This is a genomic window from Achromobacter insuavis, assembly GCF_902859645.1.
In the GTDB taxonomy this organism is placed as follows: Bacteria; Pseudomonadota; Gammaproteobacteria; order Burkholderiales; family Burkholderiaceae_B; genus Achromobacter; species Achromobacter insuavis.
This window is the reverse complement of record NZ_CADIJR010000121.1, coordinates 1-12,747: the sequence shown is the minus strand read 5'-3', so window position 1 is coordinate 12,747 and position 12,747 is coordinate 1. Positions and strand designations below refer to the sequence as shown.

2 protein-coding genes are annotated in these 12,747 nt (G+C 72.6%); both read right to left on the bottom strand.

The genetic code is table 11. The features are described 5' to 3' along the window. Nucleotides 1-311, bottom strand: a 311-nt coding sequence (locus H0523_RS30195; protein ID WP_218950888.1) for an STN domain-containing protein, incomplete at its 3' end; no start/stop codon positions are given. Nucleotides 312-483: 172 nt separating this feature from the next. Then, the coding region (locus H0523_RS30190) for a filamentous hemagglutinin family protein (protein WP_180180258.1) at nucleotides 484-12,747 on the bottom strand (12,264 nt) is incomplete at its 5' end.

The following is a 12,747-nucleotide window of genomic DNA, read 5'->3' as shown; positions in this document are numbered from 1 at the left end:
CTGCTGTAGCGGGCCTGCAGGCCGGTGCCCGCCAGCAGCAGGCGCAAGGCCTCGCGCGGCGCCAGCCGGCCGCGCACCGCGCTGCCCTGGCGGCCGGCCGTCAGGCGGCTGGTCACCAGCACCGCCATGCCGGTGGCCTGGGTGTACGCGGCCAGGGCCGCGTCCAGCGGCTGCGCGGCGATGTCGAACGGGATCAACGCCGTGTCCGCCGTCCGCTGCTGGGCCAGCGCGGCCGGCGGCAGCACCGCCAGTCCGAGCGCGAACCAGCAGGCGAACGCCCAAGCGGCCCCAGGCGCCTGCGTGACTGTCATAACACCCCGATGTCTCTAAGATGGCGTGGCGACTGCGCCCCGGTGGTGGCCGGAGGCAGGGCGGAAGCGGCATGGTAGCGAGCGGATATGACGGTCGGGTGACGCGCTCGTGACAGTTGCCGGCCATCGGGCAGGCAACCGTCACGCGCGCGTCACGCCCCCCCGGCGCGGCTCACATCGCCAGCTTGCCCCGCTCCTGCGCGCTCAGTTGCCGCATCTCGCTGTCGTCCAGCGCGCCGGCGCCCAGCACCTGCACGGCGCTGGCCGCGTCATAGCGGTTCGCGGCCGCGGTCGGCCCGGGCGGCGGCGCCATGCTGGCGCCGGCCACCGGCTCCTCGCCATACCCCAGGATCTGCACGCTGATCACCGACGGCTGGTTCTGCCGCGCCTGGCTCTGGGCGCGCTGCGCCGACTCCTGCGCCGCCCCCACCGCCGAGGCCGCCGCGGCGCTGGCCGACGACATCGCGCCGGTATTGACCGACGCCGTCACCGGCACGCCCTTGCTCTCGCCCTGGGCCTGGATGTTGGCGGCGTTCACCACCTGCAGCGCCGCGATGTTGACGTTGCCCGACACCCGGATGCCGGCTTCGCCCGCGTCGATGGTGCCCAGCGGCGCATACAGGTCGACGTCGCCGGCCGGCACCTCCGGCAGCGGCGCCAGCGTCGCGATGCCCGCGCCGGTGCCGGGCGCATTGGGCGACAGCGTCACATTGCCGACCGTGTCGTAGACGCGCTTGGGCGGGGCGTACAGCACGGTCGTCTTGGCGCCACGGCCGGCGTTGATGTCGCCTTGCGCCGACCAGGCGGTGATGCCGCCGCCGAAAGTGGTCATGACCCGGCTCTGCCCCAGCAGGATGCTGCCCAGCGCGTAGAGCTGGATGCTGCCCTCGCCCTGGGTGATGATGCCGGCGGTGGCGGGCGGCGCGGCCCCTTCCAGGCCGAACACCTGCTGCCCGCCCGGCGTCAGCAACTGAATGTCGCCGCCGAAGGTGCTGCGGATGCCGGCGCCGCCATACAGCGTGATATCGCCCTGGTAGGCCCCGGGCGCGGTGTCCGGGAACAGCGCGGCAATGGCCTGGCGGCCGCGCAGGTAGCTGCCGTAGCGGGCGCTGGACTTGTCGTTGTATTCGCGGCCGCCGGCGCGCAGCTCGGCAAAGTACACCTGGCGCGCGAAGAGGTTGCGCTGCTCGGCGGGCAGCGCGTTGAAATAGGCGCGCGCGTCGTCCACGCTGCCGGCGAAATCATGGTGTTGCGTCAGCCACAGCAGCAGTTCCGCCTGATAGGTCTTGAACGCCAAGCCCTGGTCCGTCAGCGGCCGGCCCGGATCCGCGGCCCGCGTATCCAGGTAACGCGCCAGGAATCCCGCATAGTCCGGCCCGGCCGCGCCGACGCCCGCCAGCACGGCGATCGATGCGCCGGGACGGCGGTCGCCGGGCATCACCGCGCCCAGGCTGGTGATCGAGGCCTGGTCGGCCATGAGCACCTGCCGGCCCGCCGACACTTCCAGCGCGCCGGGGCCGGCCACCTGGAACGAGCTGTAGAGAATGTCGCGGCCGGCGGACACCCGGGAAACCTCGCCCGCATCGCGGTGCAGGAACAGGTTGCCGCTCGATCCCACCCACGCGCCCCCGCCGCTGCCCAGGTTGTAGCCGTTGCTCGACGGCACGTCGAGCTGCGCGCCCGGCCCGGTGCCCGACGCGACGATATCGCGCCCGGCCATCATCCAGACCGGCCCCGCCGCCTCAAACCAGGTCTGGCCCTGGCTGTCGCCCTTGAGCACGGTCAGCGTTTCACCGCTGCGCAACCCGACGATGTCGCCATCGCGGGCATACAGCCGGGTCACCGCGCCCGAGCCTGCCGCGCTTGCGGTCGGCGTGCCGAAATAGAACAGCGGGAAATGCAGATCGCGCTCCAGGAGGCCGCCGATCGAGCCCCGGTTGCTCAGGACAGGCGCCTGGCTGGCCTGCGAGGCATAGCCGGCAAAGGCGGGCGTGCGGACACTGGCCACGCTGGCGGGATCGGCGCCCGAGCGATTGATGGCGTAACCGCCCGCGTAGATCGAGTCGCCCGCCAGCAATTCCAGCTGCCCGCGCGCGCCCGGCGCCAACGTCAACGAATACGGCCGGCCGGTGTCTTCCGTGTTCAGATAGCCCGCCGACACCCCCGCATAGATACTGCCATCGTAGGCCGTCGCGCGCAGGATCGACGGATAGAGATAGCGCGCGTCCGACGCCGAGGTATTGAGCCCGGTCTGCAACGCCATGCCCTTGGCGCTGTGCGACGTCTGCCGGCTGGGCGTCAGGTTGCCGCCCGCGCTCGACAGGGTGATCGCGGTGTTGTCGGTCCAGAGCGAGAACCAGGTGGTGCCGCCTCCCGTCATCGGCGTGCCGTCGCGCAGCCGGAACGGCGTGCTGTTCGGCACGGCCACGCGGCCCGGATCGCTGGCCCCGCCGACCACCAGATCGCCGCGCGTATCCAGGCGGATCACCGCGTCGCCAGGGATCAGCGCCAGGCCGCCCGTGGCGCTGGCCAGGGTGGCGGTGTAGGGATCGTAGCCGCGGCTGTCCTTGGCATCCTGCAGCGAAGCATTGTTGCCGTATTGCAGATCCAGGCCGCCGACCGCGCCGCCCGTCAGCCTGACGTTGCCACGCAGGTTGATCAGGGCGCCCTGCAGGTCGATCGCGGGATCGCCGTAGTACGGCGTCGCCCCCCCGGTGGACGACACCCGTCCGCGCGCGCTCTGCGTCGGATTGAGGGCCCCGCCGATGCGCATGTCGATATCGCCGCCGCCCGTCAGCACCACGCTGCCATCGGCCGCGACGCGGCCGGTGCCGCCCACGGCGACGACCAGCCCCTGGCCGCGCGGATAGGCGATCGATCCGCGCGATTCGATATTGCCGGCATCGCCGTCCGTGCGCACGCTGACGTTGCCGCCGCCCAGCGCGCCGAAACCGGTGAAGCCCACCAGCACGGGCGTCGAATCCTTGAACTCGGGCCGCGCCGGCGCATAGCTGCCGAAGTTGATCCACCATGCCGTGGGCGTGTCGCCGCCATTGGCGCTGCCGCTGCCCTGGCGCCACAGCCAGTTGCCGATGCCGGCACTGGGGTCGATCACGCGCCCGTCGTAGTTGCCGGCCACGGTCTTGCCCCAGACGTCCCCGCGCAGCGCGCCCCCGGCGTACAGGCTGAAGTTGCCGCCCGCTTCGGGATACCAGGCCTGATAGCCGGCGCCAGCGGCAACGAAGGGTTCGTAGTTGCTGGCGTAAGCGTCGCCCAGCACCGTGCTGCCGTAGCGGCCGCGCGGCAATTGGTAGGCCGGCGCCACGTTGGCCGATTGCGTGCCGGCCGTGTAGACACCATAGGCCGACATCAGGCTGATATCGCCGCCGGCCACCAGGTCCAGGTCGCCGGTGCCGGTGCGCAGCACGCTGAAGTTCTGCGTATGCGTGGCGACGGTGGTGGTCTGCTTGTTCTCGACGCACTGGTCCGGAAACCCCTCGCAGACCCCCAGGTCCGCGTCGGCCACCGGCGAACCTTCGGGCTGGCCCCACCAGTTGTCCTTGGCCCAGACCCAGCGCGGCGGCGGCAGGCACAGGCCCTCCACCACGTCGCACAGCCACAACATGTCGTCCGGCACCGGCTTGCCGGGCTCGAAGCCGGACGCCTCGCCGTCCGGCCCCCACACCAGGCCGGCCCCCTTCACCAGGGTGGCGTTGTAGTGCGTGTCGGCCAGCGTCAGCTTGCCCGCGCCCGGCCCGGGCAGCACCTGGCGCCGGTCGGCCGCGTCCAGGTCCGCGCCCGCCGTCAGTTGCACCGACCACGACTGGCTGCCGGCGGGCAGCATCCTGGCCAGCGCCCAGTTGCGCCGCTGGTCCGCCGCGGTGCCCGGCCGCAGCTCCACGTAATCCGTGCCCTCCGGGAACACCAGCTTGGTCTGCGAGGGAATCAACGCCCCCTGCTGCAGCGTGATGGTGCCCGCCATCAGCAACACGTTGGGCTCGTAGGCCTGGGTGGTGTACCGATTGGGCAGGGCCACGTTGGCCGGCCAGGTGAATGCCTTCAGGGCCGTGCCACGGGTCAGCAAGGTGCCAGCGCCCAGGCGGGTCTGCGCCGGCAGGTCGAGCGCGTGCTCCAGGACCGTGCCCGCGGCGTACAGCAGTTGCCCGCCGGCGTCGCGCACGTCGCCCGACAGCACCGTGCCGGCGGCCAGCGACAGCGGCTGGTCCAGCACCGCTTCCACGGGCAGCCGGGTGCCGGCCGCCAGCGTGGTGGCCTGCAGCGGCAAGGGATAGTTCAAGGTCTTGCCGCCGGGGAACTCGGTGCCGTCGGCCAGTTGCACCCCGCCGCGCGGCAGCACCACGTCGCCGCCGAAGGGCTGCGCGCCGGGGGTCAGGACCCAGCCGCTCTCATCGTCCGGCGATGCCGGCGGCGGCGCGAAGCCGTCGTTGATGCTGCCGTAGACGTCCAGGTTGCCCTTGGCCCGCAGGATCAGCGCGCCCGCCTCGCCCGAGCCGTAGGCCGAGGTCACCGGCGAGCGCGGGTTCAAGCTGGCGTAGCGATAGCGCGACAGGTCCAGGTCGCCCTGCACCACCAGGTCGCCGTCGGCGGTGCGGCTGACGATTTCCACGCCGGGACGCAGATGGAACACGTCGCGGTAGGTCGCGTTGTTCAGGCCCGCCAGCTTGCCGTCCAGCAGATTGCCGTTGAGCAGGGCAAGGCGGATGAATTCCCGGCTGTCGGCGTGCTTGGCCTCCAGGTAGGCCTGGTCGATGATCTGGTATTCACGGCCGCCGGCGCGGTCGGCCGGATCGCCGGGACGGGCGTCGTCATAGCGCTGCATGGCGGTCAGGTTGATGGCCTTGGCGCCGTCGATCGTGAGCGGGCCGCGCGCGTCGATGGCGATGTCGCCGTAGGTCGCGGCCGCCCCCGGCGCCCCGTCGCCATTGAGCCCGGCATTGCCCGCGGCGTCGATGCGCGGCGCCATGAGATCCAGCGTGCCGCGCGCCGCGCCATCGTGCTGCCCGGCGGCGGCGCCCGGCGCAGCCGCGGTGCCGTGGCGCAGGTCGATGCGGGCGCCGCCCGCCAGCGTCAGCACGCCCTGGCCCGAGCTCAACTCGACCACCGCGCGGTTGGGCGCGTCAATGATCCTGCCGTAGCTGTCCACCCGCAACACCGTGCCGTGCGCGTCCAGCACCGCGCTGGAGGCCAGCGTCAGGCCGTCGCGCGCCGCCAGCCGGATGCGGCCGACCCGTTCGCCGCTGGCATCGACCCGGCCGACCACGGTCAGGCTGCCGCCGTCGATCGACAGGTTGATATCGTTGGCCCGCAGCGCGTCGCCCAGCGTCAGGCTGCCCTGCCTGACCTGGAAGCTGCGCGCGCCCGTCACGCCGCCCTCGTTCAGGCGGCGGTTCAGGGCCTCGAAGTCGGCGTTCAGATTGCCGGGCGCGCCGAGGCGCTGCGCGCGGACCTCGACACTGCCCGCCCGATACGGCACCTCGGTGCCGCCCGCGTCGTAACGGCCCGAGCTGCCGCCCAGGATGCGGCCCAGCAAGGCCACCTGGCCATCGGCGGCCGCCAGCGCCACCGCGCGCAGGTTGCCCGCGTCGTTGTCGCGCGCCGACAGGTCGATCAGCGACCCGGCCTCCTGGCGGATGCCGCCCTGGCTGCTTTCCAGCACCAGGTCGCCGCCCCAGCTGTAGCGCAGCACGTCATTGAACGCGATGGCGCGACCGGCCAGGTCGAGCTTCGATCCGTCCGCCAGCAGCACGCTGTCGCGGCCCTGCAGCGTCAGCTTGCCGCTGGGCAACGCGATCACGCCGTCGACCCGGACATTGGCGCCGGCCAGGCTCAACTCCGCGCCCAGCGCCTGCACCGTGTCCTGCGCCGCGGGCGCCCCCGCGGCGGCCAGCACACGCACGTCGCCGCCCGCCGTGATGCGGTTGACCGAGCCCGCCGCGCCGGTCAGCAAGGGGGTGTTGAGCGTGAGATTGCCGCCGCTGTAGGCATAGCCGCTGCCGCTGGTGTAAGCGCCTTGCGATTGGTACACCGCCAGACTGCCGCGATGGTTCGCGGTGATGCGGTCGCTGGCGTTCAGCGTGACGCCGGCAAAGCCCAGCGCCAAGCGGGCGTTGTCATCCAGGCCATTCGGTTGCGCGCCCTGGCCGTAGCCGAACTCGATGCGCTCGGCCTCGATCCGCAACGCCCCCTGGCCGGTGCCGGCCCCGCCCGCCGCGACCGCGCCAGGCGCCTGCACCGCGCCGTTCCAGACCAGGTTGCGGGCGTAGATCGACGCCACGTCGCCGGCCTCGCCATAGCCATAGAGGGCCGGCGTGCCCAGCGCCAGCGTCGCCATGCGGTAGTTGCCGGTGGCCGGGTCGCGCGTGTCCAGCGCCACGGTGCCGTAGAAATTCACGGCTTCGCGCGCCGTCAGCGTCAGCATCTCGAGCGCCGGGGCCCCGGCGCTGGCATCGCCGCGCAACAGGCGCGCCAGGATGGCCTGGTTCAGCGTCAAGCCGCTGGGCAGCACGCCGCGCGCGGCGGCCTGCTGCAGCGCTTCAGTGGTGCCGACATTGACGGTGCCGACGGCCAGCGCCAGGTTGCGGGTGCCGTAGCGCACCTGTTCACCCAGATCGAACACGCCATTGGTGGCGACGGCGATGGTGCCCTCGGAATACAGCCGCGTCACCACCTCGCAGGCGCCGGTCGCGCAGGTGCCGATGCGGATCGCGCCCGTGACCGTGCTGTCGGGCGCCAGCACATCCAGGCGGCCATTGGACAGCGCCAGCAGGCCGGCGCTGCCGGGCTGGAAGGCATAGCCGCCGGTCGAATCCACCGACGGCGCGCCGCGTCCGAGCGTGGAAATGCCCGCGCCCGCCTCGATCTCGATCACCCGTGACGAGATCAGCACCTCCGGCACCGCCAACTGGGCGCCGGACCGCATCACCACCTCGTTGGCGCCGCCCTGGAAGGTATAGAAGCGCCCGCCCTGCCCGTACAGCACCACCGGCAGCGCGCCGATCACCAGGCGGCTGGCGCCCAGCGCGGCCAAGGCGTCGGCATGCACCGACGCGCCGCCAAAGCCGGCGGTCGGCGCCTGGCCCGCCGCCAGGATTTCGATACTTGAACTGCCGCCATTGAGCGCCGCGGTGCCGCCGAAACCGCCCGGCGCCCCGTTGAAATTGGCCAGCCCCTCGAAGCGCAACGCCTGCCCGTCCTGCGAACCGGCATGGATCGCCAGGCGCAGGGTGCGCGCGTCGGCCGGCAGCATGGCGCGCGGCACGCCGCGCGTCGCCGCGTCGGCCCGCACGAAACTGGCATAGCTCATTTCGTTGTACTGCGAATAGGTGCGCAGCACGTTCGCGGGCGTCAGGATCACCTGGCTCGCCAGGCGGTCCGCCGCGCCGACCCCGGCGGTGGACAGCACGCCGCTGGCGGCCCACGACAGGTTGCGCATCTGCAGCGGCGCGATGGCCGCGCCGGCCGCCGCCTGGCCATTGATCTCGACCCGGAAGGCGCCGGGCAGCAAGGCGTAGGTGGAGGGCATCAAGGTATAGGTGCCGGCCGGCAGGCCGGGAACGCCGTCGCCCAGCGTGATCTGCCGCCCCACGCCCGGCGTCGACGCGCCGGCCTCGCCGCCCGCCGGCGCATAGCCCGGCTGCGCGCCGGGCACGATGGCGTACACCGGATTGGTGGCCAGCCCCGGCAGCGTGAAGCCGCCCTTGGGATCGTTGCGGACCAGCGGGAAGTAGCGCGCGTCGGTCGAACCGCCACGGCCGGACACGAACCCCGCGCCGGTCAGTTCGCCGCCGCCCGACAGGTCCAGCAAGGATCCCGGCAGCGCGTCCACGTCGCGGAACCCCAGCGTGATGCCGGTGCGCAGCGACGCGCCCTGACCCTGGCCGACCGCGCCGCCGGCGCCCGGCAAGGCCACCTCGGCGCCCTGGAATTTGTACGACACGCCATCGGTGGTGCCGCCATACGGCATCCACAGGCCGGCGCCGCTGACGGACGTGACGCTGCCGGGCAGCAAGGTCAGGCGCTGCGTGCCGACCGCTGAACTCAGGTCGCCCAGCACGATCGTGCCCAGCGGCGCGCGCAGCACGCCGCCCTGCTCCACGCTGGCCGCGGCCAGGCGCAAGGTGCCAAAGGCCGAATACGGCACGGCCGGCAGCGCGGCGCCCGCGTCGCCCGCGCGGCCCACCCGCAGCGTGCGGGTCGGATCGAAAACGTTGACGCCAGACTGCGGATTGCGGGTATAGCCGGCCAGCAGTTCGGCCTCGGCCCCCGTGACCGGATACAGCTGCGCGGCGGTCAGGTCGAGGTCGCCCCGGGTCCACAGGCGCGTGCGCGGCTGGTCGTCGTTGTGCCGCAGGAAGCGCAGGTCGCCGCCGCTGTTCAGCGCCACCCGGTCAAAGCCGCTGCGCGCCACGGTCAACAGGCCGCCCACGCTGCGGTTGATGCTGCCCTGGGTGCCGAACGACAGGCTGTTGCCCACCTCCAGCAGACTGCCGGCGCGCACCGTGAACACCCCCGCCCCCACATCGGGCGCATCGCCGAACAGCACCCGCGGCCGCAGCATGCCATTGGTGGCGAAGTACGTGCCCGGGCCGGACAGCCGCACATAGGGCGCCGCCAGGTTGACCCGGGTCCGCGCGGCGGCGTCCGGCGCCAGCGAATAGGCGCTGGCGTACAGCCGCATGCTGCCCGCCACCGCCACATCGACCGCGCCGTCGAACGACATCAGGCCGTTGGCCAGCAGCCCCAGGTGATCGAAGCCGCCCGCGGCCGTCAGGCGCGCGGCGTCCAGCCTTGTCTGCCCGTAGCGCAGGCCATCGGCCGCCGCGCCCGGCGTCAGGGCGGCATCCAGCAGGCCGCCCGCGCCCGGCGCCAGCACCAGCTCGCGCGGCACCTGCACCGGCATGCCGGCGACGCCCTCGCCCCAGATGCGGTAGAGCGGCGTTTCCAGCGCGACATCGAGCGTGCCGCCCATGGCGCTGGCGCCGCCGGCGCGCGCGATGAAGGCGCCGTCCAGGTGCAGGCCGTTATACGAGCTGAGCGAAATGCGGCCGCCGTCACGCGCCAGCCGCAGCGGGCCGACCCCGTTGATGTCCACGTCCACGCCGGCGCCCGAGGCATCCAGCACCGCGCCCGGCCGCACGATCACGTAGGCGTCCGACGAGGTCGCGGTGGCGCGCGCATGGTCGATTTCGCCGCCGATCACGATCACGCCGCCCGCGTCCGCCACGCCGTACCGGCGGCCCTGCGCATCGATGCCGGACTGCGCCCGGCCGGCCACGTCCAGCACCGCCCGCTCGCCGATCCAGATCGAGCGGTTGTGCAGCTGGCCATCCGCGGTCTCGACCGACTCGGCGACATCGATGTCGCCCAGGCGCAATTGCCGGATGTCGATCTTGCCGCCCGCGGCCGTCAGCCCGCCCAGCACCGTGATCTGGCCGGCGCCGCGCAACTTGATGGTCTGGCCCGGATCCACCGCCACCTGGGCCCCCTGGCCGATCAGCAGCGTCGTATCGCTGTCCGTGCCGACCGGGCCGAGGGTGCGCCCGCTCTGCAGCGACAGACTGGCGCCGCGCCGCCGCGTCACCGTCCCCGCCACCGCGTCATGCAGATAGACAGGCGGCAGCCAGGCTTGCAGCGCCGTGGCGGCCTCGGCGCCGGTGGGCACGCCGCCCGCCTGCGCGACCGGCCGGTATACCGGCATCGACACCTCGATGCGGGCGCCGTCGGCCACGGTCACGCCACGGCTGCCGATGATCTCGTAGCGCGCGAAGCCGCGCTGGAAGAACGGCGCCGCCAGCGCCAGCACGTCGGCGTCGGCCTGCGACGGCGTCGCGCCCAGCGCCACCTTGCCCGCCGTCACCGCCAGGGTGCCGCCGCCGTCCACGCCGTAGCCGCGCAGTTCGGCGCCCAGGTCCAGGCGTCCCGTGGCCGTGCCGCTGGTCATGGCTTCGATCGTGACATTGCCGCCCTTGCCGCCGGTCAGCTTGCCCTTGGCGCGCAACGCCGCGCCCGAGCCGACGTCGATCACGCTGCCGCTCTCCAGCAGCATGTCGCCGCTGCCGCGCAGCGACACGCTGCCGCCATTCAGGTAGGGCATGGCGCCGGTCAGACCCGGCGCCAGCGCCAGGTTGGTCCACAGGCCCGACGTATCCAGCCGCCCGCCCGCGCCCAGCGTCAGGCGGTCGGACGCCGTGGCGCCGATGGAGGTATCGAGCATGCCCGACGAGGTCACCTGATTGAGCACATTGCCCAGGCGGATACTGCCGCCGCGCGCACTCAGCGCGCCGTCCACCGTCACGCGGTTCGCGTACAGCGTGATGTCGCCGCCCGGCGCCACCGCCAGATCGGACTGCGCGACGATGTCCTGGGCGGCGATGCGAACGGCGCCCAACTCGAAGCCGTTCAAGCGGGCGGTATCCAGCAACAGCGCGCCGCCTCGATCGGCGGGCAGCGCGTCGCCCAGCTCCAGGCCGGCGGCAATGGCCGCCACGCGCTCCGACAACACCACCTGCCGCACCGTGTCCTCGCTGCGGCCCAGCGCGTACTGCACCGCGCCGGTCGTCTTGTTGTAGTACGGCGTATAGGTGCCGACCACCAGTTGCGCGCCACGCGCCGCGGCCCGCTGCGATTGCTGGTAGCCGTCCAGGCCGGCCTGCGGGGCCGCATTCTGGCGATCCCCCTGGAAAGTCGTGCCGATCAGCTCCCCTTCCAGCACCGCGGCGCGGGTGCCGATCAGCAGTCGGCCCGCATCACGGCCCACGGTATAGCCGGTCTCGAAGCGTTCGAGCGGCGCGATCAGCGGGTTGTAGAAACGGCGCGTCTGGCCCCAGCGCTCGCTGCGCGCCTCGTAGCCCTGGTACAGCCCGGTGTAGGCCAGGTCGCCCGGCGCGCGCGAGGCCTCGTACAGCTTGCCGTCCACGCCGCGCAGCCAGCTCTGGCGGATCATGCCGTCCTGCACGTCGAGCGTGCCGCCGGACAGGTTGATCTGCGAGCCGGCGCGCGTCACCACGTCGCCGCCGGTGAATTCGACAGTGCCGCCCTGCGCCATCCATTCGTTGACCGCATGCCCCTGCGTGCCCAGATAGCCGCTGACCTCCAGCAACCCGCCAGCCGTGTACCAGCGGTCGGTGGCGTAGCCATTGGTGCCGGCCGGCACCAGCACCAGGTCGCGGATATCCACCCACAGGTCATTGCTGTTGAGCTTGCCGCTTTCACGGTTGACCGGCGCGTCGCGCTGCTCGTTGCCCTGTACGTTGATCTTGAGGTTGTTGTTTTCCATGGCGACCGGCACGCCCACCGCGCCCGCCACGTCCAGGATGGCGCCGTCGCGCAGCAGGCTGCGCCGCACCGCCTGCACGGCGATCTGGCCGCCGGTGGCCAGCGTGATGGAACCCGACGCGAAATCCACCGTGCCGCTGCTGCTGATCTCCACCCGCGACAGCTCGCGCCGGTCGGCGCCGGCCGACAGCCACGGCGAAGACGTCGACGCCGCCGGCGGCGCGCGCAGGCCGTCGCGCTGGCTGTCCAGCGCCAGGGCGCCGCTGTGGTCCAGCAGAATCGCGGCGACGCTGTCTTCGGCCAGGGTGATCCTGCCGTCCGCGCCGGCGGCGGTCAGGTGCAGGGTGCCGCGCGTGTCCACCGACGTGCTCGACAGCAGCACCCCGCGCTGCGTCACGTCGCCGCCGGTCAAGGTCACGTCGCCCATGGCGGCCTGGATCAGGCCGCTGTTCTCGACCCGTCCGGGCACGCCCGCTGGCGTGACCTCATTGCCCTTGGTGGTCGACAGCAGGTTGCCCGCCGTGCCCTGGCCGCGCTTGATGACGAAACTGTCGCCGGCCGCCAGCAGCGCCTGTCCGCCCGGCGTGTCGATCGTGCCGGCATTGGCCGCCTCCTTGCCCAGCAGCAGCACGTAGCCGCCGCCCGAGGTCGAGGTGGTGGACGCGGCGGTCGCAATGCGCGCGCCGGCCTGCACCTCGACGCGGCCCAGGGCGCCCTGGAACGTCGGCTGGGCGCCGTTGTCGGCATACAGGCCCTTGTCGCGGAACTGCGCATCCGTGATGGTGGCGGCCGCGACCACCAGGTTGCGGGCGTTGACCTGGCTGGTGCCGCTGAAGATCACCCCGTTCTGGTTGACCACCATCACCGTGCCGTCGGCCTGGATCGCGCCCAGGATCTGGCTGGGTCGGGCCGACGCGCCCACCACCCGGTTCAGCACCGCGTCGTCGGCGCCCTGCTTGAACTGCAGCGTGGTGTTGCGGCCGATGTTGAACGTGTCCCAGTTCAGGATGGCGCGCGATTGCGTCTGCTCGATGGTCACCAGCTGGCGTCCGCCCTCGACGCCGGGCTTGGGCGCCTTGGCCCCTTCCCATTTGGCCAGCGCGCCCTCGGCCACCCACAAGCCGCCGGGCGCCAGGCCATC